This is a genomic window from Halomonas citrativorans (assembly GCF_014898005.1).
Classification (GTDB): Bacteria; Pseudomonadota; Gammaproteobacteria; order Pseudomonadales; family Halomonadaceae; genus Vreelandella; species Vreelandella citrativorans.
Genome location: NZ_JABUYX010000020.1, coordinates 1 through 24094, shown reverse-complemented (window position 1 = coordinate 24094; position 24094 = coordinate 1). Strand labels below are relative to the sequence as shown.

Annotated in this window: 23 protein-coding genes; 19 read left to right on the top strand and 4 right to left on the bottom strand. The window is 58.2% G+C overall.

Features of this window, described 5'->3' with window-relative positions; translation table 11 throughout:
- From INT20_RS14495 to INT20_RS14485, 3 genes are read left to right on the top strand one after another with little or no spacing between them, the layout of a single operon-like run.
- Positions 1–1008: an ABC transporter permease gene (locus INT20_RS14495; protein WP_193053350.1), complete on the top strand. Its 1008-nt coding sequence runs from the start codon at positions 1–3 to the stop codon at positions 1006–1008.
- A complete protein-coding gene (locus tag INT20_RS14490) occupies positions 1005–1319 on the top strand; it encodes an L-rhamnose mutarotase (protein ID WP_193053349.1) in 315 nt (104 codons plus the stop codon). The genes INT20_RS14495 and INT20_RS14490 overlap by 4 nt, the downstream gene beginning before the upstream one ends.
- On the top strand, positions 1316–2707 hold the full coding sequence (locus tag INT20_RS14485; protein WP_193053348.1) for an FGGY-family carbohydrate kinase: 1392 nt from the start codon (positions 1316–1318) through the stop codon (positions 2705–2707). Before INT20_RS14490 ends, INT20_RS14485 begins: the two co-directional genes overlap by 4 nt.
- Positions 2708–2797: 90 nt before the next feature.
- Here the strand turns inward: INT20_RS14485 and INT20_RS14480 are convergent, their stop codons facing one another.
- The 3 genes from INT20_RS14480 to INT20_RS14470 form a co-directional block, all read right to left on the bottom strand.
- Complete coding sequence (locus INT20_RS14480; RefSeq protein WP_193053347.1) at positions 2798–3688, bottom strand: NAD-dependent epimerase/dehydratase family protein; 891 nt, start codon at positions 3686–3688, stop codon at positions 2798–2800.
- Between the two features lie 80 nt (positions 3689–3768).
- Positions 3769–4533 carry an ABC transporter ATP-binding protein gene (locus tag INT20_RS14475; protein WP_193053346.1) on the bottom strand — a complete coding sequence of 255 codons (765 nt, stop codon included), beginning with the start codon at positions 4531–4533 and terminating at the stop codon, positions 3769–3771.
- Positions 4530–5585 (bottom strand): FecCD family ABC transporter permease, encoded by a 1056-nt coding sequence (locus tag INT20_RS14470; RefSeq protein WP_193053345.1) that lies wholly within the window; start codon positions 5583–5585, stop codon positions 4530–4532. Before INT20_RS14470 ends, INT20_RS14475 begins: the two co-directional genes overlap by 4 nt.
- Before the next feature lie 407 nt (positions 5586–5992).
- Between INT20_RS14470 and INT20_RS14465 the strand changes: the two genes are divergently transcribed.
- The 9 genes from INT20_RS14465 to cobJ are packed head-to-tail and all read left to right on the top strand — an operon-like array spanning position 5993 to position 17904.
- Positions 5993–7732, top strand: coding sequence for an AAA family ATPase (locus tag INT20_RS14465; RefSeq protein ID WP_226912190.1), 1740 nt, complete (start codon positions 5993–5995; stop codon positions 7730–7732).
- Positions 7729–8322 carry a cob(I)yrinic acid a,c-diamide adenosyltransferase gene (gene cobO / locus INT20_RS14460; protein WP_193053343.1) on the top strand — a complete coding sequence of 198 codons (594 nt, stop codon included), beginning with the start codon at positions 7729–7731 and terminating at the stop codon, positions 8320–8322. Before INT20_RS14465 ends, cobO begins: the two co-directional genes overlap by 4 nt.
- A complete protein-coding gene (locus tag INT20_RS14455) occupies positions 8322–9710 on the top strand; it encodes a cobyrinate a,c-diamide synthase (RefSeq protein WP_193053342.1) in 1389 nt (462 codons plus the stop codon). Before cobO ends, INT20_RS14455 begins: the two co-directional genes overlap by 1 nt.
- The gene (cobW, locus tag INT20_RS14450; RefSeq protein WP_193053341.1) at positions 9697–10809 is read left to right on the top strand and encodes a cobalamin biosynthesis protein CobW; all 1113 of its coding nucleotides are present in this window, start codon (positions 9697–9699) and stop codon (positions 10807–10809) included. The genes INT20_RS14455 and cobW overlap by 14 nt, the downstream gene beginning before the upstream one ends.
- Positions 10809–14639 (top strand): cobaltochelatase subunit CobN, encoded by a 3831-nt coding sequence (cobN, locus tag INT20_RS14445; RefSeq protein WP_193053340.1) that lies wholly within the window; start codon positions 10809–10811, stop codon positions 14637–14639. The genes cobW and cobN overlap by 1 nt, the downstream gene beginning before the upstream one ends.
- The gene (locus INT20_RS14440; protein WP_193053339.1) at positions 14636–15811 is read left to right on the top strand and encodes a cobalamin biosynthesis protein CobG; all 1176 of its coding nucleotides are present in this window, start codon (positions 14636–14638) and stop codon (positions 15809–15811) included. The genes cobN and INT20_RS14440 overlap by 4 nt, the downstream gene beginning before the upstream one ends.
- Positions 15795–16424, top strand: coding sequence for a precorrin-8X methylmutase (locus INT20_RS14435; RefSeq protein WP_172118253.1), 630 nt, complete (start codon positions 15795–15797; stop codon positions 16422–16424). The genes INT20_RS14440 and INT20_RS14435 overlap by 17 nt, the downstream gene beginning before the upstream one ends.
- Positions 16421–17158 carry a precorrin-2 C(20)-methyltransferase gene (locus INT20_RS14430; RefSeq protein ID WP_193053338.1) on the top strand — a complete coding sequence of 246 codons (738 nt, stop codon included), beginning with the start codon at positions 16421–16423 and terminating at the stop codon, positions 17156–17158. Before INT20_RS14435 ends, INT20_RS14430 begins: the two co-directional genes overlap by 4 nt.
- A complete protein-coding gene (cobJ, locus tag INT20_RS14425; RefSeq protein WP_193053337.1) occupies positions 17155–17904 on the top strand; it encodes a precorrin-3B C(17)-methyltransferase in 750 nt (249 codons plus the stop codon). Before INT20_RS14430 ends, cobJ begins: the two co-directional genes overlap by 4 nt.
- Here the strand turns inward: cobJ and INT20_RS14420 are convergent, their stop codons facing one another.
- On the bottom strand, positions 17905–18642 hold the full coding sequence (locus INT20_RS14420) for a cobalt-precorrin-6A reductase (protein ID WP_193053336.1): 738 nt from the start codon (positions 18640–18642) through the stop codon (positions 17905–17907).
- On the opposite strand from INT20_RS14420, the gene cbiE reads away from it, so the two are divergent.
- The 7 genes from cbiE to INT20_RS18125 all read left to right on the top strand — a co-directional run.
- On the top strand, positions 18641–19849 hold the full coding sequence (gene cbiE, locus INT20_RS14415) for a precorrin-6y C5,15-methyltransferase (decarboxylating) subunit CbiE (protein ID WP_193053335.1): 1209 nt from the start codon (positions 18641–18643) through the stop codon (positions 19847–19849). The two genes, INT20_RS14420 and cbiE, sit on opposite strands and share 2 nt — an antisense overlap.
- Entirely contained in the window at positions 19846–20253 is a 408-nt protein-coding gene (locus INT20_RS14410; RefSeq protein ID WP_193053334.1) for a cobalamin biosynthesis protein, read from the top strand. Before cbiE ends, INT20_RS14410 begins: the two co-directional genes overlap by 4 nt.
- Positions 20250–21047 carry a precorrin-4 C(11)-methyltransferase gene (gene cobM / locus INT20_RS14405; protein ID WP_193053333.1) on the top strand — a complete coding sequence of 266 codons (798 nt, stop codon included), beginning with the start codon at positions 20250–20252 and terminating at the stop codon, positions 21045–21047. Before INT20_RS14410 ends, cobM begins: the two co-directional genes overlap by 4 nt.
- Positions 21044–21808, top strand: a complete 765-nt coding sequence (gene cobF / locus INT20_RS14400) for a precorrin-6A synthase (deacetylating) (protein ID WP_193053332.1) — start codon at positions 21044–21046, stop codon at positions 21806–21808. The genes cobM and cobF overlap by 4 nt, the downstream gene beginning before the upstream one ends.
- A gap of 74 nt (positions 21809–21882) precedes the next feature.
- Complete coding sequence (locus INT20_RS14395) at positions 21883–22323, top strand: YtoQ family protein (protein WP_193053331.1); 441 nt, start codon at positions 21883–21885, stop codon at positions 22321–22323.
- Positions 22324–22872: 549 nt separating this feature from the next.
- On the top strand, positions 22873–23475 hold the full coding sequence (locus INT20_RS14390; protein WP_193057177.1) for a hypothetical protein: 603 nt from the start codon (positions 22873–22875) through the stop codon (positions 23473–23475).
- Positions 23476–23479: 4 nt separating this feature from the next.
- Positions 23480–24094, top strand: a 615-nt coding sequence (locus INT20_RS18125; RefSeq protein WP_226912189.1) for a hypothetical protein, incomplete at its 3' end; no start/stop codon positions are given.

Here is a 24094-nt window from a genome sequence, read left to right as displayed (position 1 = left end):
ATGGCAAATACCATGACTCAAACGGCTGTGCCTAATCGCTTGTCCAACCATTGGCTGCGTCATCTGTTGCGCTGGGAAACTTTTTTATTATTGGTAACGGTATTGGTGTTTCTGTTTAACAGCCTTGCCACGCCCTATTTTCTTGATCCCTGGAACCTCTCAGACGCTACTTTTAACTTTACTGAAAAAGCCATCATCGCCTTGCCCATGGCCATGTTGATTATCTGCCGGGAGATAGACCTGTCTGTCGCCTCTATCATTGCGCTCTCCTCGGTGAGCATGGGGCTGGCTGCCGAAGCGGGCATGGGGCCGGGCGGGCTGGTGTTTGTGGCCGTTTCAGTGGGCGTTATCTGCGGGTTGTTTAATGGTTTAGTGGTCACCCACTTCGGTATACCCTCCATTGTCGTCACCATTGGTACCATGAGCCTCTATCGAGGTATTACCTACGTCATTCTTGGCGATGGCGCATTCACTAACTACCCCAGTGGTTTTGAATTCTTCGGTCAGGGCTACGTTTACTGGGTGTTCTCCTTTGAATTCACCCTTTTCATGGGGATGGCGCTGATATTTTATGGGTTGCTACATCACACCAATTTTGGCCGCCGTACTTACGCCATCGGTAATAACCCAACGGCGGCCCTCTATTCCGGCATTAAGGTCAACAAGCACAAGCTGATTCTGTTTGTCATGGTAGGGGCTATATCGGGGCTTGCCTCGGTGTTGCTGACGTCGCGTTTAGGAAGCACGCGACCCTCTATCGCCTTTGGCTGGGAGCTGAGCATCATCACGATGGTCGTGCTTGGTGGGGTAAGTATTCTAGGTGGCTCTGGCAGCATGGTGGGCGTCGTCATTGCCGTCTTCTTGATGGGCCTGGTGACCTTCGGGCTTGGTCTGCTCAATGTGCCGGGTATCGTGATGACGATTATTATCGGCGCCATGTTGATTTGCGTGATCAGTATTCCGCTGGTGGCGGGGCGGTTGCGGGCAGCGCGGGAGCAACGCAAATGATCCACGCCTCTGTTATGCAGCTACATCAAGGTTGCGAAGCCGAATATCGCGCCCGCCACGATGCCCTCTGGCCTGAACTTCAAGCACATTTGAAAGCCTGCGGTATCTTCAATTACCACATCTTTCTACATCCCCAAACGCTGCAACTGTTTGCCAGCTTTGAAACGGAAGGCCCGCTAGATGAAGCAGCGCTAAAAGCCCACCCGGTAATGCAGCGGTGGTGGGCATACATGGCGGACATTATGGAAACCCAGCGCGACTCTTTTGAGCCGGAAGCACAGCCGCTAACCGAGGTTTTCTACCTGCCATGACTCAACAACAGCATCAATCGGTACTGGCGGTACTTGATATCGGCAAGACCAACATCAAACTCTGCGCGCTCAGCCTTGGAGAAAATGGCGGTAAAGTGTTGGTGGAAAAACGCCGGGGCAATGAGGTTTGTCGGAACGGCCGCTATCCGCATATCGATACGGAGGCTATCTGGGACTGGCTGAAAGCAGCTCTGGCTGACCTCGCTCGTGACTATCATGTCGTTTCCATCGGTGTGACTACTCATGGCGCTACAGCGGCGTGTATGGCGGGCAACGAGCTGGCGCTACCGATCCCTGATTATGAGAGTGACCTGTGCGCGGCACTGAATAATGACTACCGCGGCGTGCGGCCATCTTTCGTGGAGACAGGTAGTCCTGATTTGGCGGGTGGGCTCAACCTGGGCCGTCAGTTGTACTGGCTTTCACAGGCGTGGCCCGAAGACTTTGAGCAGGTCACGGATATCTTGATGTATCCCCAATACTGGGGATGGCGATTAACCGGTATAAAAGCCGGGGAGGCCACGTCGCTCGGCTGCCATACGGATCTTTGGAACCCCCATAAAAGTGACTACTCGTCGCTGGTAGAGCAGCTTGGCTGGCGAGCACTGCTGCCTACGATTTTACCGACAGGAGCATCGCTTGGCCCGGTTCGGCCTGAGCTGGCCGAGTCACTCGGTTTGCCGGATAGCTGCCAGGTGTTGAACGGTATTCACGATAGTAACGCTTCGCTGGTGCCCCATCTTTTGAACCGTGCAGCGCCTTTTGCCGTTGTTTCAAGCGGCACCTGGACCGTTATCTGCGGAGTTGGTGCTGCCATTAACGGGCTGGATGAGGCCCGCGACATGCTGATCAACGTAAGCGCTTTCGGTGCCCCTGTGCCCACCATTCGCTTTATGGGAGGGCGCGAGTGGGAGACGTTACGTGGAGATGCTAACGGTGAGCTGGTCGATCTGAAGCGTGTCATGGACCAAGAGGTATTTGCGTTGCCCTCGTTCGTTGATCAGGGCGGGCCTTTTCGCCACCGCACCGGCCGGATCGTCGGCCCAATCGAACGGCTGAATGGCGCGGGTAAAACAGCCCTGGCCTCGGTCTACTGCGCGTTGATGACGGACTGTTGTCTGAGTTTGTTAGGCCAAGTAGGCGACATTATTGTGGAGGGCGCTTTTGCGGGCAACAAGATCTATATGCACGTATTAGCGACACTGCGAAGCGAACATGCTCAGAACGTGTATGGCAGTACCGACAGTACAGGAACAACGCAAGGCACGGCGATTCTTGGCCAGGACAGCCGCCAGTGGTCGTTCGTGGAGCCAGCGCTGATACCTCCCGCACGGCAGGGCGAAGAGGTTCTCACCTACGCGAATACCTGGCGGCGTTTAGTCGCCTAACGGTAGGCGCTCCAGTTTGGCTAAACCTGGGCACTTTTCAGAAAAGTGCCCATTTTTGCGCCAGCTCCACTCTTTTCTTATTCCTTTAACTCATTCCCCCAGCTCATCCCTCCAGGAATGGCGCGGTGAGAAACCGACCAGGCGGCGGGCTTTTGCATTGCTGTAAAAGGTTTCAAATTCACCCATTGCCTGCTTGATGGGTACGCTTGGGTAGAAGCGTTCCACTACTTGAGCATTGCTCAATCCTACTGACAGATCATTATTGGCGACGTTAAACACCTCGTAACCCAGGCCGTCTGTTTTCAGGCAGCAGTCGACCATCTGCCCCAGGTCGCGAGCGTCAATGTAAGCAAAAATATTGCGGCGGCGCAGTGCCGGGTTGTCCATATAGGCCGGGAAGTTCTGGCGATATTCGTGAGGCTCGATCACGTTATTAATGCGCAAGGCATAAATGTCGATGCCCGAGCGCTCCTGGAAAGAGCGTGCGGTTACTTCGTTAACCACCTTGCTCGTTGCGTAGCTGTCTTGCGGCACTGTGGGATGCTCTTCATCTACCGGTAGGTAATCAGGTTGCTTCACTCCATCGGCAAAGCAAATGCCGTAAGTGGTCTCGCTGGAAGCAAAAATGACTTTGGGAATATCCAGCCGAGTCGCCGCATCCAACACATGGTAGGTACTTAACGTGTTAATGCGGTAGGTTTCGTTGTCCGGCCGGTGGAGAATGGCGGGTATGGCGGCAAAGTGAACGATGGCATCGTAGCGTGGCATGCCGGTACCAGGTTCTAGCTCATCGAAATTGGCATAGGCTTGGCACGCATTAAATACCTGACCCGCGTCGGTCAAATCGACCTTTAGCGTAGTGATGCCCGGCACGTCGGAAACTACCCAGTCCAGATTGGTGACGCTGTGGCCCTGGTCGCGCAAGTATGCCGTTACATGACGACCCGCCTTGCCGCTACCACCGGTAAACAAAATGCGCATGTGGATTTCCCGTTTATTGTAAGAGTCCGTTACAAGGACCCACACCTTAGCAAAGAAAGCGTTACACCGCCGCCAAGCGTTTAAACCGCGCTTCTAAAACGCATGATCCGTTTGCCGTCAATGGGATCATCCAGCACGTGGGCATGCACGCCGAACGTCTCTTGTAAGCACTGGGTGGTTAGCACGTCATGTGGTTGGCCGCTGGCGATCAGTCGTCCGCCGTCCATCACGCCAATGCGGTCACACTCCATGGCCTGGTTAAGGTCGTGCAGGGTGATCACAACGGTAATCGGCAACTGCCTGACCAGCTCAAGAATGGAGAGCTGGTGGCGGATATCCAAATGGTTGGTGGGCTCGTCCAGCAGGAGAATTTTGGGTTGCTGGGCCAGTGCCCGGGCAATATGAACGCGCTGGCGCTCACCGCCCGAAAGGGTATGCCAGAGGCGGTCCGCCATGTGTGCCATATCCACGTCATCCAGTGCCTGGCCGACAATCGCATCATCCTCGGCGGACCAGGGGCGAAGCGCAGTGAGAAATGGCGTACGTCCCAGTGCAACCACCTGACGCACATGAATTCTATCGGTGGTTTCCGCCTGCTGTTCAACCATCGCGATAGACTGCGCAATATGGCGTTGGCGCATTTTAGCGATCGGCTGACCGCCCATGTGTACATGGCCCGTTTTGGGTTTGTTTAAACCTGCCAGCAGGCGAAGCAGCGTGGTTTTGCCGGAGCCGTTGGGGCCAATCAAGCCAAAGGTTTGGCCGGGCGCAACGTCCAGGCAAACGTCCTTTAAAAGCGTGCGCCCATGTACGCTCCAGCCCAGCTGTTCAGCGGTTAATTTCATCGGTTCCTCGTGCCGCGAACAAGAATCAACGCAAAAGCTGGCGCGCCGATCAGCGAGGTAATAACCCCAATGGGCAGTACCTGGCCGGGCACCAGAATGCGCGAAAGAATATCTGAGCCAATCAAAAACACGGCGCCAGCAAGTGCCGAAGCGGGCACCAGGCGCGTGTGTTGGGTGCCCACGATAAAACGCATGGCATGCGGAATGACCAAGCCGACAAAACCAATAGCACCCACCATCGACACCATAATGGCTGTCACCAGCGCTACCGCAATAATTAACAGCCCCCGCGTTGGGCGTACGGCGATACCCATGGACGCCGCGCTGTCGGCGCCGAAGGTAAAGGCGTCCAGTGCGCGGCGGTGCCAAAGGCAAATCAGCAAGCCGCCCAGGGCGGCAGGTAAAGCGATCACGACATCGCTCCAGCGCACGCCGGAAAGATTGCCCAGTAGCCAGAACATGATGCCGCGTGCCTGCTCGGCGCTGGCCGACTTGGTAATGATGAAGGCGGTCAGCGCGTTAAACAGTTGAGAGCCTGCAATGCCCGCCAGAATAATAGCCCCGGCGGCTTGGGTGCTGCGCCCACCGCCAGTCCCGCTGCTGGCTGCATGGGCAAGCAGTACCACCAGGCCAAAGGCAAGTACTGCCCCGGCAAACGCCCCAGCAGATAAAGTGAAAGCACCCGCACCAAGCCCCGCTACGGTAACGGCTACGGCACCGGTTGAGGCGCCTGCAGAAATACCCATCAAGTACGGGTCCGCCAGGGGGTTACGCAGCAACGCTTGAAGCACCACTCCGGCCAGCGCCAGCGCGGCGCCACAACACGCAGCCACAATGGCGCGGCTTAAGCGGTAGTTCCAGATAATACCGGCATCAATGCGATCAACGGCGTAGTTAGCGCCCAGAAGATGGTTAGCCAATACCTTGAGAATCGTATCCACAGGAATCGAGGTTTCACCAATCGCCGTACCGGCGAGCAGTGCTACCAGCAATACCAGGGGGGCAAGCCAAAACCAGTGCGCCTGAGCGCGCGGTGCTTGGGTACTTTGCATCGCAACCGCTTTCATAGCGTAAACGAGGTAGCAGGTAGGGCGGGGAAGGGCTTCATGGGATGGTGTTCCGGGTGCCGATGGATATAAAACTCGACAGACTGCCGAAGACGTGACGATAAAGCACGAAAAACCTTTGCGATTGATGACTTGCTTAAGCGGGGAGGTGGCTACACCCTGGTGCCATCCTCTATAATGCGCGGTTATTGTAGTCATTTTATCGGCGTTTGGCTCTATCGTTATTCTCTTGTCAGTGATGAATAACTTTCACGTGTGTTGCAGTGTCCATGCGTCGCTTAATGTATTAGGTTTACCCGCTTGTAAAGTAGGCGCTTTACTCGCTTGTTAGGGCGCTGAGTAGCTCAATATCTTCTTGTTAAATCAAGTTAATGTTCCTTCTGCCCATGGTGATGCCTGTGGTTGAGTTTCCCTTTACCGCCGTCGTCGGCCAGGCATCGCTTAAAAAAGCGCTGCTTCTGAACGTGATTAACCCGCGCATTGGCGGGGTGCTGATTAGCGGCCCGCGAGGCAGCGCAAAATCGACCCTCGCCCGCGCGTTGGCCGCACTACTTCCAGAATCAGGTCAGGGCGACACGTCGCCGTTTGTTACTCTGCCGCTGGGCGCCAGCGAAGACCGCCTGACCGGTAGCCTGGACCTGCAAAAGGTATTGAACGAGCGCGAAGCCACCTTTCACGAAGGGCTGTTGGCCAAAGCCCATGGCGGCGTTTTGTACGTCGATGAAGTCAATCTGCTCGCTGACACGCTGGTTGATCTGCTGCTGGATGTGGCTGCCAGTGGGGTCAATATCGTCGAACGCGACGGTATCAGTCACTCCCACGCGGCACGCTTTAGCCTGATTGGCACCATGAACCCGGATGAAGGGGAACTGCGCCCGCAGTTGCTCGACCGCTTTGGCCTCTGTCTGGAACAGCCTGCCTCCATCCGTATCGAAGAACGCATCGCCATCGTGCAGCAGCGCGATGCTTTTGACCGTGACCCTGACCGCTTTATCGCCGACTACGCTGATGAGCAGTCAGCCCTGCGTGAACGTATCGAGCAGGCGCGCCGCACGCTTGCTGCCGTTACAGCACCTGACTGGGTTTACGCGCACATCGCCAAGCGCTGTGAAGAGGCCGGCGTTGAAGGCCTGCGTGCCGATGTTACCTGGCACCGCGCCGCCCAAGCCCACGCCGCTTGGCGGGGAAGCGATACGATCATCCAGGACGATGTCGATACCGTGGAGCCGTGGGTATTGGCCCATCGGCGTACGCGTGAATCTTCCACACCGCCACCGACACCGCCATCAACGCCGCCGTCTTCTCCACCGCCTTCGTCCACGCCAAATGAAAAGCCTTCTGGCGTTCAGTCGTCTGCCAGTGGACATTCTGGCGAGCAAGGGCAGTGGGGCGCCATGCCGCCCGTGGCGCAGAATATGCGGGATAGCCAGCCGCTTGATCTCCCTACGCTACGCTTGGTTCCTTCTTCCCACCGGTCTGTGGCTAAGCAGCCGCTATCACTGGGTGGTAGGCGCAAGGGCGATGAAGCGGGCCAGGGGCGAACCAGGGCTGCGCTGAGCTCTCGGCCAGACTGGTTTGCTACGCTGATCGCCAATCGCGGCCAATGGCCCTGGCGGCAGTTGCGTTATCAAAAAGCGCGCACCGGGCAGCCGGTGCTGCATTTGGTACTGCTGGATACCTCCGGCTCGACGTTGGGTAAGCGCTTGTTGGGCCAAGCCAAGGGCTGGGTCGATAGCCTGACCCGCCAAGCGTACAGCGCGCGCGAGCAGATGGCCGTATTAGGCTTTGGCAACGATACGGTGACAGCGTTATTCACCCGCCAACGCGCCCCCAAAAGCCTGGAGGCGACGCTGAATAGTGCCGATGGCGGGGGCGGTACACCGCTGCGTAAAGTGGTAGAGGAGGCTGGGCGGTTGATTCGCCAGTGGCAGAGCCGTGAGCCTGGCCTGCATATACGCACTTACTTGATCACCGACGGACGCACCCGCGAATCCGTTGCAGACCTGCCGAAACTGGGCGACTGCGTGGTGATGGATACCGAATACTCATTTGTAAAACGTGGCCAGGCCGCGCGCCTTGCCCAGCAGCTAGGCGCCCACTATTGGGCCATGCCCACCCAGGAGTCAGCATGAGCGATAGCAATCACCAAAACCGCATGCAGCGCAAAAAAGAGGTGGTCGACGAGCGCATCAGCCGCGCTATTGATGAGCGCGGGGTGTTAATCCTGCTCAAAGGCAACGGCAAGGGTAAAAGCAGCTCGGCGCTCGGTACATTGGCGCGCTCGCTGGGGCATGGTCAGAAAGGCGCGGTCATTCAGTTCATTAAAGGGCGGCGCGAAACCGGCGAATACCTGTTCTTTCGTGACCACCCAAGGCTTGACTGGCACATCATGGGCCAGGGCTTTACCTGGGAAACCCAGGACCGCGAGCGCGATATTCAAGCCGCCGAAGCCGCCTGGGAAATCGCCAAGGGCCTGCTGGAAGACCCGGCCTACAACATCATCGTGCTGGACGAAATGAGCTACATGTTCAAGTACGGCTACCTGGACCCGGTGCCGGTGGTAGAAGCCTTGCAGCGCCGCCCAGCGCATCAGAATGTGATTATTACCGGGCGCACCATGGCCCAGCCGCTTCAGGAAGTAGCAGACACTATCAGCACCGTGCAGGATGAGCGTCACGCGTTTCGCGGCGGCGTTAAAGCCCAGCCGGGGATTGAGTACTGATGAGTACACCTTCCGCCCGCTGCCCCGCGCTGTTTATCTCGGCACCGGCCTCAGGCCAGGGTAAAACCACCGTCACCGCTGGGCTTGCGCGGCTGCTGCGTAATCAGGGCAAGGTGGTGCGGGTATTTAAAACTGGTCCGGACTACCTGGACCCGCAAATACTCGCTCAGGCCTCGGGCCAGCCGGTTGACCAGCTCGATTTATGGATGGCAGGCGAAGCCTACTGCCGCCAGCGCTTTTATGAAGCCGCTGTTGAAGCCGATTTGATTCTGGTGGAAGGCGCCATGGGCCTGTTTGACGGCGAGCCTTCCAGCGCCGATTTAGCCGCGCTGTTCGGCATCCCCATGGCCATCGTGATGGATGTTAAAGGCATGGCCCAAACCGCCGCTGCGCTGGTAACAGGGCTGGCTGGCTTTCGCGACGATATTCATTTTGCCGGGCTGATTGCCAATAACTGTGGCTCGCAGCGCCACCGTGAGCTGATTGAAGGCGCGCTGCCTGAAGCCATACCGTTTTTAGCTGCCGTACCACGCGACCCTGAACTGGCACTTCCCGAGCGCCATCTGGGCTTGGTGCAGGCGGAAGAGATTCGCGACGACCTGGAAATGCGCTTTGAAGCCGGGGCGCAGGCGCTGGAAACCGCAGGGCTGCTGGATGCGCTCGCCACGCTTGCGCCGGTCAGCTTTAGTGCTTCTACTGAGGTGCTTCCCGCTGTGCCGCAAGTGCTAACAGGGCAAACGATAGGCGTAGCCCGCGATGCGGCGTTCAGTTTTATCTATCAGGCCAACCTGGATCTGCTGGCGCAGATGGGCGCGCAGGTGCGCTTTTTCTCGCCGCTGAGCGATGCCGAACTGCCCGAATGCGATGCCCTTTGGCTACCTGGCGGCTACCCGGAGCTTCACGCGCAGGCGCTTGCGGCGAACACCGCCATGCGCGATGCCATTAAAGGCTTCTTTAGCGCGGGCAAACCCATCCTCGCCGAGTGTGGTGGCATGCTGTATAGCCTGGAAACGTTAACCGACTATGCTGAGAACCCTCACTCCATGCTCGGTTTACTGCCGGGGCACGGTGCCATGCGCGGGCGTCGCGGCTGCCAAGGCATGCAGACTGCCGAGCTACCCGAAGGGCCGGTTCGCGGCCATGCCCACCATCGCTCCATGGCCGAGCAAACGCCTGAGCCAATGGCTTACGGGCGCCGCCAGCGCCACCCAGCGCCCGGCGAGCCAATTTACCGGGCCGGGCGCCTGACGGCGACCTACTTACATCTGTTTTTCCCGAATAATCCTGCGGCGGTAGCGCGTCTGTTTAGCCACGCTCTTGGCAACGATTCAGCGCAGGCCACGGCCGCAAGCCCCCAAATTGAGGAATCCTCGCATGCAGTTAAATAAAATCCCCGCCACGGTTGTGACCGGTTTTCTGGGTAGCGGCAAGACCACCTTGCTGGCCAATATTCTGCGCCAGATCACCGGTAAGCGAATTGCCGTTATCGTCAATGAGTTTGGCGAGCAGGATATCGACTCAAGCCTGCTGCGTAGCTGTGCGCTGGATTGTGACGAAGAAAGTGACGAGGGTGAGCAAATCGCCTCCGGTGAAGACGGCAGCATTTACGAGCTGGCCAATGGCTGCATCTGCTGCACGGTGGAAGAAGAGTTTTTGCCGGTGATGAAACAACTGGTGGCGCGGCGTGATGATATCGACCACATCCTGATCGAAACCAGCGGGCTGGCCTTGCCCAAGCCGCTGGTGCAGGCGTTTAACTGGCCGGAAGTCCGCCAGCACTGCACCGTGGATGCGATTATCACGGTGATCGACGGGCCTGCCGTCGCTGCGGGCCGGTTTGCCAACGACGAAGAAAAAGTTGCCGCCCAGCGCCTAGCCGATGACAGCCTTGATCACGACCCCAGCCTGCGCGAACTGCTGGATGACCAGCTAAGTGCGGCGGATTTAGTGCTGGTCAGTAAAACCGACCTGCTGAACGCCGACGAAAAAGCCCGTGTTGAAGCGCTGGTACAGGCGCGGGTACCCGCATCGGTCAAAACGCTGTTTATCGACCAAACGCTAGCGACTGACACGGCCCAACTGGAAGCCCTGATGGGCATTGGTGCGGCCAGTGAAGAGCATATCGACAAGATTACCAACCATCACGACAAGCACCATGCCGAAGGCGCCCACCACGATCACGCCCACGATAACTTTGACTCCTGCGTGATTACGCTGGGCGAAGTCGATGGCGATGAGCTGGCGGCTAAGCTTCAGCATCTGCTGAAAACCCAGGAAATCTATCGCGCCAAGGGCTTTGCGGCGATCCCCGGTAAGCCCATGCGCCGAGTCATCCAGGCCGTTGGCGAGCGCCTGGACGGCTATTTTGATCGCCTGTGGGCTCAGGACGAGCCGCGCCAGACTCAGCTGGTAATTATTGGTAAAACGCTGAACAGCGATGAAATTCATAAGGCGCTGGCCAGCGCTGAGACGTCGGTAAGCGCCTAATGCATCTTTTCGCCGCCAAACCGGGGGGCTTTGTTGATGATGAAGGCATCATCGACCTGCAGCAAAGCCCCGCCGAGGTTGTGATTATGTCCGCCGCTGACAGTAACTTGTCGGCGTTGGCCCAGGCGGTTGATCGCCTGGGCGATGATTACCCCTCGGTGCGGCTGGCGAACTGGATGAACCTGGTGAAACCGGCGGCGTTTGATCTTTACGAAGACCGCGTGCTGGAAAAAGCCCGCTTGGTGGTGGTGTCACTGCTGGGCGGAAAGGGCTACTGGCAGTACGGCTACGAGCGGCTTCTGGCCTGGGCGGCTGCCAAGCCCGAGCGCCAGCTGATTCTGGTGCCCGGCTGTGATGCCCCGGACGATGCCCTGCTGGAAGACTCCAGCATTGCCTTTGACGATGCCTACCGCGTATGGCGCTATTTGCGCGAAGGCGGCGTGGATAACGCCGAGCAGCTGCTGCGCTTTATCGGAAGTGAATGCCTGGCGCATGAGTATTCGTGGCAAGAGCCTAAAGTGATTCCGGCGGCGATAATTTACGCACCCCAAGCCAACGGCCAGCAAGCGGTCAGCCTAAGCGAGTGGCGTGACCAGCGTATTGCAGAGCGCCCGGTGTGCCTGCTGCTGTTTTATCGCAGCCACCTGCAAGGCGCGAATACCGCTGTGCTCGACGGCATGATCGACGCGCTGAAAGCCGAAGGGCTTGAGCCGTTGGCCGTCGCGGTGGCCTCTTTAAAAGAAGGCCCCTGCATCGCGTTCGCCAATCACCTCATTGAGCAAACCGGCGCCATGCTGGTGGTCAATACCACCGGCTTTTCGGTAAACCGTACCGCCGATGACGCCAATGCAGCAGATGAGCTGGGCAGCAATCTTCATGAGAGCCTTTTTATCGGGCGGCCGGTGGTGCTTCAGGCGATACTCGCCAGCAGTACGGCGGATGACTGGCAGGGCATGGCCGCAGGCCTGCATAGTCGTGATGTCGCCATGCAGGTAGTGCTACCCGAAATGGACGGGCGGATTATCACCCGTGCCGTTGGATTTAAAGCTGAGGCGCACTATAACGCTCGCGCCCAGCTCTCAGTCACGCACCACACGCTGCACCCAGAACGCGCTGCCTTTGTGGCCAAACTGGCCCGGCGGTTTTGCGCGCTGTGCCAAACGCCCAATGCCCAAAAGCGCGTCGCGCTGATTATGGCCAATTACCCCAACCGCGATGGGCGTATCGGTAACGGCGTGGGGCTGGATACACCGGCCTCTACGCTGCACATTTTAAATGCCCTGAAAGGTGCCGGTTATCCGCTAAGCGAATTGCCGGAAAGCGGCGATGCGCTGATTCGCCTGCTCCAGGGCGCCGTTACTAACGATCATGACAGTCTGGATCAACGCGCTTGCTGGCAAAGCATCAGCGTTGAGGATTATCTGGCCTGGTTTCAAACCCTGCCCGCCGCGCTTCAGAAAACGATATGGACCCGCTGGGGCGCGCCGCAAGATGACCCAAAATGCCGCCAGGGGCGGCTGATGATTTCGGGTATCCGCTTGGGCGAAACCTTCGTGGGCATCCAGCCCGAGCGCGACTTTATTGAGGACCTGACCCAGTCCTACCACGATATGGAGCTGGCGCCGCCGCATAGCTACCTGGCGTTTTACCTCTGGCTGCGCGAGCACTATCAGGTCGAGGCGGTGATTCACGTGGGCAAGCACGGCAATCTGGAATGGTTGCCGGGCAAAAGCACCGCGCTAAGCGCCGAATGCTGGCCGGATATCGCGCTCGGGCCGTTGCCGCATTTCTACCCGTTTATTGTTAATGACCCCGGCGAAGGCGCCCAGGCCAAGCGCAGAAGCCAAGCAGTGATTATCGATCACTTGATGCCGCCGCTGGCGCGCGCTGAACTTTACGGCCCCATGGCCGAGCTTGAAGCGCTTACCGATGAGTATTATCAGGCGCTGGATATGGACCCGCGCCGTGAGGCGCTGATTCGCGAGCAGATATTGGCTCACCTACGGGCAACCGGCATCGATCAAGAACTTGCCCACGCGGTGAATAGCAGTTGTGACAGCGAAATTCTCAACGAGCTGGACACCTTTTTGTGCGATATCAAGGAAGCCCAGATTCGCCACGGCCTGCACATACTGGGCACGCTACCGCCCGAGGAGAAACGGGCGGCCACGCTGGTAGCCCTGTTAAGGCTGCCGCGTGGTGAAGCGGTGGCAAGCCGCGGTTTGCTGCACAATCTGGCCGCTGACTTGGTGCTGGGTGAGGACTTCGACCCGCTGGCGGCGGGCAGCGAGCCTTGGCTTGGCCCTAAACCGGCCGTGCTGGCAGGCAAACTAACCGCTGCCTGGCGAACCGGCGCTGATACCCGCGAGCGGCTGGAGCTGCTCGGCGAAGAGCTGGTGGCCGACTATGTGTTGGCTCAAGGTTGCCTTACAACGCTCTCGCAACATTATCCGGCCACGGCCGAGCAGCTTAAATTTGCCCGCGAGCAGCTGTGGGCCGCCATGCAGCAGGGCGTAAAGATGGAGGTTGGCTCGCTGCTGGATGGGCTTGAGGGGATTTTCGTGCCCGCCGGACCGAGCGGTGCGCCGAGCCGGGGGCGGTTGGATACGCTGCCCACCGGGCGCAACTTTTTCAGCGTGGATAACCGCTCGATCCCTTCGCCTGCTGCCTGGACGCTGGGGGAAAAGTCCGCTCAGGCATTTGTCGAACGCTACCTGCAGGATCACGGCGACTATCCACGACGCTTGGGGCTCTCCATCTGGGGGACCGCGACCATGCGCACCGGCGGCGACGATATCGCGCAAGCGTTTGCCCTGATGGGTGTGCGGCCCAAATGGTCGTTGGGCTCTCAGCGGGTGATCGATTTTGAAGTAATCCCTTCAATGCTGCTTAACCGGCCACGGGTGGATGTCACGCTGCGCGTATCCGGATTTTTTCGCGATGCCTTTCCGAACGTGATTCGCCTGTTTGATGCCGCCGTGCAAGCGGTTGCCAGCTATGCAGAACCAGGCGATAGCAACACCATTCGCGCCGCCGTGGTTGAACGCCAGCACACCCTTGAAGCGCAAGGGTTAAGTGCCGAAATGGCCGCCCAGGAAGCGAGCTACCGTATTTTTGGCAGCAAGCCTGGCGAGTATGGCGCAGGCCTGAACCGGCTGATTGAAAACCGAAGCTGGGGCGATGCCGATGACTTGGCCGAGGCCTACCTGGGTACCGGCGCCTACGCTTACGGTCAGTTTAAGGAGTCCGGCACTGCCGCTCGCGGCGCCTTTGAGCAGCAGATCAAAGGGCTCGACGCGGTAATGCAGAATCAGGATAACCGCGAGCACGATATTCTCGATTCCAACAGCTACTACGCCTTTCAGGGCGGTATGGCCAACGCTACCCGCTCGCTGAGCGGTCAGGCGCCGGAGATCTATCACGCTGACCACGCCAACCCCGCCGTACCCAAAATTCGCACGCTCAAAGAGGAACTTGCCCGGGTCATTCGCTCGCGCGTGTTGAACCCCAAGTGGATCAACGCCATGCGCGAACACGGCTACAAGGGCGCGTTTGAGATGGCCGCCACGGTCGACTACCTGTTTGCTTACGACGCCACCACGGATTTGGTGGCGGATTACCAGTACGCCCAGGTGAGCGAAGCGCTGGTGCTGGATGAGGCCAACCAGCAGTTTTTACGTGAGCATAACCCCGCAGCCCTTGAAGAGATGGCCGAGCGGCTGTTGGAGGCCGCCCAGCGCGGCATGTGGCAGGAACCCGGCAAGCACGGCGACGCGCTGCAAGACCTGCTGCTGGAAATGGACGAAGCCAGGGAAACCGCCAGTTTATGAGCACTAGTCCGCTGATCAAAGGCTGGTGCCCCGGCGCCTGGCAGCCCATGGAAACCGGCGACGGCTGGTTAGTGCGCGTGCGCCCACCGCTCGGCCAGCTTTCCAAAGCGCAGATGCTCGCGCTGTGCGATGCAGCGGAAACCTATGGCAATGGGTTAATTGAGTTAACCAGCCGCGCCAATATTCAGCTGCGCGGCGTCTCGGAAAGCACATGGCCGCCGTTAATGGACTTTTTGGTCGCGCACGAATTGGTCAGCGCGGAGCCCGCCACCGAGCAGCAACCCCAATGCCTGCTGGCACCCGGCTGGCAGGCGGGCGATGACACGCATCAACTTGCCCGCTTGTTACAGGCGCGAGGCAGCGAGTTGGCCGCGATGCCTAGCAAAGTTGGTATTGCGATTGATGCGGGTGAATTAGCGGTATTGGGAGATACCGCCGCTGATTTTCGAGTGGAACGCGCAATAGAAGGCGGGCTGATAGTGCGCGTCGAAGGCCAGGCCTGCGGTACCCCGGTGGGCTCTATTGAGGCGGCCATTGAGCATTTAATACGCCTGACACACTGGTTTGTAGAAAGCGGCGGAAATGACGCCGGGCGGATGAGGCGGCACAAAGTGCCGCTTCCCGCGTGGTCACCTGCTAAAATGCGCCCCGCAAGCGCTTCTGCCATGGAGAATGCAACGCAGGGCGCGGCGCTGGCGCTTGGCGAGTATCAAGCGGGGATGGTTTACGGGCTGCCGTTTGGGCGCGTAGCCGCTGATGAGTTGCGGGCAGCGGTTACGCCTGCGGCGGTGAGCCATATACGCGTAACGCCGTGGCGACGGTTATGGGTCAAGGGTGCAAGTGAGCCGGTTAAAGGCTTAATCAGCGATAATCAGGATACGCGCTTATTGATGGATGCCTGCCCCGGCGCGCCTTACTGCGCTCAGGCAAGCGTTGCTACCCAGCCGCTGGCTAAACGGTTAGCGCCCGACGTTAAAAGACACAGCGTTCATATATCCGGTTGCGCCAAGGGGTGCGCCCGCCGTTCATCGGCCGACGTGTGCCTGGTCGGTCAGGCAGGCCGATTTAATCTTATTGTTAAGGGTGATGCCCAGAGCACGCCCGTTAAGATAGGCCTCACCGAGACTGAGGTCGTCGAATATTTGGAGAGTTTGGGTGCCCTATACGTATGAAACAAGCGGCCCGGCGATTTACCGGGAATCCTTCGCGATTATCCGCAGCGAGGCCGACCTTGCGCGCTTTTCTGCTGAGGAAGAGACCGTTGCCGTGCGCATGATTCACGCCGCCGGGCTTGTCGAGTTGGCCGCGCATATTCACTTTCAAAATGACGCGGTCAATAAAGCGCGCTCGGCACTCGAACGCGGCGCGCCGATTCTTTGTGATGCACGGATGGTTTCTGAAGGCATCACCCGCAAGCGGCTGCCGGCCAATAACGAGATTATTTGCACCCTGAACGATGAGCGCACGCCACACCTCGCCCAGGAAATGGCTAACACCCGTTCGGCCGCAGCACTAGAACTATGGCGCCCGCATCTGGAAGGCGCCGTGGTGGCCATTGGCAACGCGCCCACCGCGCTGTTTCATCTTTTAAATATGCTGGAAGACCCAAGCTGCCCGCGCCCGGCGGCAGTAATCGGCTGCCCGGTAGGCTTTGTAGGCGCCGCTGAATCCAAGGAAGCGCTATGGGCGACGCCCGCCATTCCCAGCTGCATCGTTCGTGGCCGCTTGGGCGGAAGCGCGGTGACGGTCGCGGCCATTAACGCCATGGCGGATCGCGTCGAATGACTCAGGCATCCACACAGGGCACGGTTTACGGTGTTGGCCTGGGGCCGGGCAGCCAGGACTTGATGAGCGTGCGCGCCGACCGGCTGATTCGCGGCGCCACGCATGTTGCCTATTTTCGTAAAAAGGGCCGCAAGGGCCATGCGCGTAGCATTGTTGAAGGGCTGTTAGCCCCCGGCATCATTGAGTTGCCGATGGAGTACCCGGTCACCACAGAGATTCCTTTCGACGACCCGCAGTACAACGCGCTGCTCTCGCAGTTCTATTCGCGATGCGTGGCCCAGCTGATCGAGATAGCCAACGCCGGTGACAACGTGGTGGTGCTCTGTGAAGGCGACCCGTTCTTCTACGGCTCGTTTATGCACCTGTATACGCGCCTGCTCAACCAGGTGCCGGTGTCGGTAGTGCCGGGGATTACCGGCATGTCTGCCGCCTGGACGGCGACCGGGCAGCCGATTACCTGGGGCGACGATATTCTGACCGTGCTGATGGGCACGCTACCGGAAGAAACGCTCGCCAAACATATCGCCGATACCGACGCGCTGGTGGTCATGAAGATTGGGCGCAACCTGAACAAGCTGCGCCGGGTGCTTAAACAGGCGGGCCGGGAAGACCAGGCGTGGTTGATTGAGTACGCCGCCATGGAGCAGCAGCGCGTGCTGCCGTTGGTAGACGTTGGCGAGAGCGTGCCTTACTTCTCGATTGTGCTGATACACGGTAACGGGAGGCGCCCATGAGCGGCTGGCTAAAAATTGTCGGCCTGGGCCCAGGTGCGGAGGCGATGATTACCCCCGAAGTGTCCGCCGCGCTTTCGGATGCTACCGACGTTGTCGGCTATGTGCCTTACGTTAACCGCGTAGCACCGAGGGAAGGGCTTACGCGCCACGGCTCGGATAACCGCGAAGAGATTCGTCGTGCCGAGCAGGCTTTGCAACTGGCGTTAGAAGGCCACCGAGTCGTGGTGGTTTCCTCTGGTGACCCTGGCGTATTCGCCATGGCCTCGGCGGTATTCGAAGCGCTGGAAGCGGGCGATGCCGCGTGGCGCGCGCTGGATATTCAGGTGCTGCCGGGTATTTCCGCCATGCTCGCGGCCAGCGCTCGTGCGGGTGCACCGCTGGGCCACGACTTCTGCTGCATCAATTTATCCGACAACTTAAAGCCTTGGGCGCTGATCGAAAAGCGCCTGCGTTTGGCCGTTGAAGCCGATTTTGCGATGGCGTTTTATAACCCGCGCTCAAAATCGCGCCCAGTAGGGTTCGAGCGCACCCTGGAGGTGCTGCGCGAGGCGTGTGAGCCTGAACGGTTGGTCATCTTCGCTCGCGCGGTTTCCACGCCGGAAGAATCAATCCGCGTAACGGCCTTAAAAGATGCCACGCCGGACATGGCCGATATGCGCACGCTGGTGATTGTCGGTTCAAAACAGACGCGGTTAATTGAGCGAGATGGTGAGCCGTTGGTTTATACGCCGCGCTCAGCGCTTTGATCAAGAGCGATCATTAAGCCAGGCAAGTACCTCATCAACGCTATGCACTTCATGGCGAGCAGGCAGCGCCGGGCGGTCGATCATGATAACTGGCACGCCAAGCGAGTGGGCAGCATCAAGTTTGGAAACAGCACCTTTGCCGCCAGCGTTTTTGCACACGATGCGCTCGATACGTTGGGTTTTGAGTAGCGCTAAATCGCCTTCCAGGGTGAACGGGCCTCTATCCACCGTGGTGGTGAAGTGGGCAAGCGGCAGCGGGGCGGTTGGTTGGTCGACCAGGCGCAGCACATAGTGGTGTTGAGGTTGTGCGGCAAACGCGGCCAGGTGCATGCGGCCAATGGCGAGCAGCACGCGCTGGGGCGGGCCTTCGAGGGCGCTAACTGCCTCTTCGACACTTGCCACGTGTTGCCAGTTATCGTGAGTGGTGGGCACCCAGGCGGGGCGGGTCAGAGCAATCGCCGGTACGCCGGTTTGCTGGGCGGCGGCCAACACGTTATGGCTCATCTGTGTGGCAAACGGGTGGGTTGCATCAATAATATGGGTGATGCGCTGTTGGGTAATGAAAGCCGCCAGACCGTCGGCGCCGCCGAAACCGCCCACGCGAGTAGGCAGCGGTTGCGCTTTAGGCATTTTAACGCGGCCTGCATAGCTGAAGATGGCTGGAATGCCGCGCTGGCTAACGGCGCTGGCCAGTGCACTGGCCTCGCTCGTACCCCCAAGAATCAGGACGTTTATCATGGCTGAGGTTAATAAGGCTCCGTGGCTCACACTGTTAGGTTGGGGGGAGAGTGGCACAGCGGGCCTGACAGCGGCAAGCCGCGAGCAGCTTGAACGTACCGAAATAGTGTTCGGCGCCCGCCGCCATTTGCGCCTTCTTCCCCCGCTAAACGCGGATATTCGCGAGTGGCCGGTACCGTTTCTTGATGGCATCCCCGCACTTCTCAACGAGCGTGGCCGCCGGGTAGTCATGCTGGTTTCCGGCGACCCGTTCTGGTTCGGGGCGGGCACTAGCGTGGCGCGCCACCTGGAAGCCAGTGAATGGATCGCCGTGCCATCGCCTTCGACCTTTAGCTTGGCGGCGGCCCGACTGGGCTGGCCGCTGGAGCGCTGCACCTGCCTGGGCCTTCACGCCAAACCGCTTACCCGCATTCGACCCTACCTGCAAAGCGGCAGGCGCTTGCTGGTGCTGTTACGCGATGGTGCCGCTGTAGCTGAATTGGCCGCGCTGGTGAAAACATTCGGCTTTGGGGATTCCAGGCTCAACGTGCTGGAAACTCTGGGCGGTGAAGATGAGCGCATCCGCACGCTGCGCGTGGATGACACGCTACCCGACGATATCGCCCATCCGGTGGCGGTCGGCATCGAAGTCGCGGGCAACGGCCCCGCAATTCCCTTAACGCCTGGCCTGGCTGATAGCTTTTTTGAGCACGATGGGCAGATCACCAAGCAAGCCGTGCGTAGCTTAACGCTTTGCGCACTTGCCCCCCAGCCCGGCGACCGGCTGTGGGATATCGGCACTGGCTCTGGCTCTATCGCCATTGAGTGGCTGCTGGCCCACCCGGATAATCAGGCCATCGGCTTCGAGCAGCATCCGGAGCGCGCCGCGCGGGCGCGGCGTAATGCAGAAAACCTCGGCGTTGATTGGCTGGAAGTAAACGAAGGCCGCGCACCGGAGGTGCTTGAGAATGCGCCGCTGCCTGATGCGGTGTTTATCGGCGGCGGGCTTTCTCAGGAACTGTTGGACGCTTTATGGCAGGTGTTGCCTAGCGGCACACGCGTAGTGGCCAACGCGGTCACGCTGGAATCCGAAGCCTTGCTGGCGCACTGGCAACAACAGGCGGGCGGCGAACTGCTGCGCCTGGAACTAGCCCACGCCGCGCCCATGGGCACCCGCCGGGGCTGGAAATCCAGCTACCCGATTGTGCAGTGGCGTGGCGTTCGATGACCAAGCAAACAGTGGCTAAGCAGGCACTAAAAGTCGCAGGGTTCGGCTTTCGCCAGCAGGCAACGCTTGAGTCACTGGAACAGGCGCTGGATCAATTGATTGCCCAGTACGGCCCTATCGACCAGTTGGCGGCAGCACACAGTATGCTGCCACTGGTTGAAGCGCTGGGCAGCGCCCGCAACATTTCGGTAATAAGCGTAGCGGATGCCGAGTTGGCAAGCGTTGCCACGCTGACTCATTCCGCCTACAGCCTGCGCGAAAAAGGCACCGGCAGCGTGGCCGAAGCCGTAGCGCTGCTGACCGCAGGCAGCGGGGCGCGGCTTTTAGGCCCGCGCACGGTTTCAAACGATAGACAGGCCACGGCCGCGGTGGCCACCACAGCGGCGCAAGGAGTTGGATTATGACGGTTCATTTTATTGGCGCAGGCCCCGGCGCGCCGGATCTTTTGACGCTGCGCGGGCGCGACCTGATCGCCGCCTGCCCGGTGTGCCTGTATGCAGGGTCGCTCGTTCCCGAAGAAATTCTCGAGCACTGCCCTAACGGCGCGCGCATCATCAACACCGCGCCGCTGTCACTCGATGATATCATGCAGGAAATTCAAACCGCCCACGCCGCAGGCCAGGATATCGCCCGGCTGCACTCCGGCGATTTATCAGTGTGGTCCGCCATGGGCGAACAGCTGCGCCGCCTGCGCGAGCTTGATATTCCCTACAGCGTTACCCCCGGCGTGCCTTCCTTTGCGGCGGCGGCGGCAACGCTCGGCCAGGAACTAACGCTACCCGGTGTAGCGCAATCCGTGGTGCTGACCCGCACGCCGGGCCGGGCAAGCGCCATGCCGGAAGGTGAGACGCTTGCCAACTTCGCCCGCACCGGGACCACACTCGCTATTCATCTCTCCGTTCACAACCTTGCCCAAGTGGTGGAAAGCCTGACGCCCCATTACGGCGAAGAGTGCCCGGTAGCGATTGTATGGCGGGCCAGCTGGCCGGATGAGCACGTGGTGCGCGGGCGCTTATCCACGGTGGAATCGCTGATCGACCACACCCTCCAGCGCACGGCGCTGATTCTGGTAGGGCCGGCACTCGAATCCGAAGACTTTCAGGAAAGCAGCCTGTACGCGGTAGGTTACGACCGCCGCTTTCGCCCCCAGTCCGCCGATTCGCCGTTTGCCAGCAGCGATGAAGAGGGCAGCGCATGATCACGCTCTCGCTGATCGGCATTGGCACCGGCAACGTCGACCACGTAACGCTCGCGGCAGTGCGCGCCTTGAACGAGGCCGACGTGATTCTGCTACCCCGCAAGGGCGAGGCGAAATCGGACCTAATCGACCTGCGCCGAGTACTCTGCGGCGAGCTGCTTGATGAAGCGGCCAATACCCGCATCGTTGAGTTCGATTTACCCACCCGCGACGGCGAACGCCAGTACCTAAGCGCAGTAGACGAATGGCATAACGCCATTGCCAGCATGTGGGCAGGGCTAATGGATAAGCACCTGCCAAATGGCGGGCGCGTCGGCATGCTGGTATGGGGCGACCCCTCGCTTTATGACAGCAGCCTGCGCATCGCCAAGCGCCTGACGGATAGCGGACGCGCCGTTGAGGTTAACGTCGTACCCGGCATCACCAGCCTACAAGTGCTCACCGCTGAGCATAAAATCCCCCTCAACGCGCTCGCCGAACCCATCCAGATCACCACCGGCCGCCGCCTGCGCGAACGCGGCTGGCCTAATGATGCCGCCACGGTAGCCGTGATGCTCGATAGCGGCGGGGCGTTTACTACGCTGCCGAAAACTGACACTTACATCTGGTGGGGCGCCTACCTGGGCATGGATAAACAGTGCTTGATCAAAGGCCCGCTAAGCGAGGTAAGCGACGAGGTTGTTGAGCGTCGCGCTGCACTGCGTGAAATGTATGGCTGGATTATGGATATCTATCTACTCGCCAAACAGCCACTGCTGTAACGCCGGTATTAAGTTGGAATGTTTTTCCATAAAATGGCTCTATACACTCAACACGTGATTATCAGGAGAGCGATATGAGCTTTTACGTTTATTTATCTGGCGAGATCCACACCGACTGGCGCGAAGAAATCCAACGTGGCGCTGAAGCCGCAGGCCTGGATATCGTCTTCACCGCGCCCGTCACCGACCACGACGCCAGTGACGCCGCAGGCGACCACTTGGGCGAGCAGAGCAACCAGTTCTGGCGCGACCACCAATCCTCCAAGGTCAACGCCATCCGCACCCGCACGCTGATCGAGCAAAGTGATTTAGTCGTCGTGCGCTTCGGCGACAAGTACAAGCAGTGGAGCGCCGCGTTTGATGCGGGTTACTGCTCCGCACTCGCCAAGCCCTACATCACTCTGCACACCGAGGATATCGTTCACCCGCTGAAAGAAGTGGATGCTGGCGCGCAGGCTTGGTGTACTACTACCGAGCAGGTCGTGGAAACCCTCAAGTACGTGCTGAAAGATTAACGCATGCCACTCCCCTGCAGGCCAAGCCTGGCCTGCAGCCCTCTTTCTTGGGGCTGCTAAAGGCTGGTTTTGTGGGAGCCCGCTTCAGCGCGCGAAAGCCCCGTCCCAAGAATCATCACAAGTAGCGTGGCGTAACGTTTGGCGAGGCACGAGCCAATAAGGCACCCGCGAAGGGCAGCGCTAGCTGCCCCGATGTCATCTCTAATGCAGCCCTTTTATCTCAAAAAACTGACATCAGCTTTTCCTCACCGCGCCCATTCTTCCCAGTGACCTCGCTGCACTACGACCTATTGCTGACCGCTGTCATGAAATTACCACGTGACCGAAGGTAAATTTGTCAATAGAGTATGATGGAATCGAGCAAAACGAGCGGGCACGCGAATAATGAATATACTTCCTGAGAGTTTTGAGAAACTATATGAAGCAGTGAGTTATGGCTTTTGTGTAGGCTGTATAACATCAAGGAATGTGCTGGCGCGTTTATTGATGTTACATGGCTGGGCGTATAATCACTGTTAGATTTTTAGAATTACTTTAGGAGTTAGAGTTATGTCGGATATCGTAAAAATAAATATTGATTTGAATAGCGGTGCAGTAAATATCGAGGCAGCCAGTGAATCGCTCAACATGATATTTGATAGGCTTGAGAGCTTTTTGCCATCATTAATCGACGCTAAATCCCAGTTCTCAAATTGCGAGGGCGAAGGTGAAGAAACCGGAGAAGGGGACGAAGAAAATGTTAACGAAGAAGCCGTCGAAGCAGTAGAGCCCAAAGGAAAAACTCTTGCCAAGCCAAAGAGAACTTCTTCCGCAAAACCGGAAACCTTTAAGACCGTAGAACTTGGGCTGAATGCCGATGAGAGGCAAGCCTTTAAAGATTTCTATGCAGAGAAGAGCCCGTCGGGGCAGTCAGATCATGTCTTGACCGTAATTTATTGGCTAATCAAAAATACCAACAGAGAATCTTTGAGCAAAGATGAAGTGTTCACGGGGCTTCGTACCGTGAATGAAAAGGCTCCAAAAAGGCTAACTTCCGTACTTTCTAATCTGGCTATATCCTCATATATTGTTAAGAGTGGCTCGAATTCAAGCCTTCACCATATAGGCGAGGATTATGTTGAACGAGATCTCCCTAAGAAAAAGGCAAAGTAAGTAAATGAATCAAGATTTAGATGATTTCGTTCTTCAGATTGAAAATTTCGAAGAGCTAAAAAAAACGGAATTAATTGACTTTTTTGTTTACTTCATTACCGTAATCAAAGAAGAGGATTCTGCGAACTCTCGCCAGCTGAAAGAGTGCTTTGATATTTTAAGGATTGAACCGTATTCCAATATACCTTCATATCTTTCTGCGAAAAGTAAGCGAGGGAAAGGAAAGAAGTTCATAAAAAAGAAAGATGGATATATTCTTGAGCGCTCTGCCGAACTGGATCTTCAAAAAAAATTAAGTACAGGGCCGTCGAAGAGAGAAACCTCTTATCTTCTAAGAAATATGCTCTCAGATATAACGGACTCGCATCAAAAGTCTTTCCTTCAGGAAGCCATCGATTGCTATGAAATAGGGGCCAAACGAGCAAGTATAGTTTTAGCTTGGATTTTGACTGTAAACCATTTATATAAATACATATACAAGCATAAAAAAAATGAATTCGACGCCGCTCTATCAGCGAACACAGACAAAAGAGTAAAAATATGGTTCTTCGTCACTTCATGTGGATTTGGCCTGATCGAACACGCGGCCCACCGGGCTGCCAATCAGGTAGATCATGGC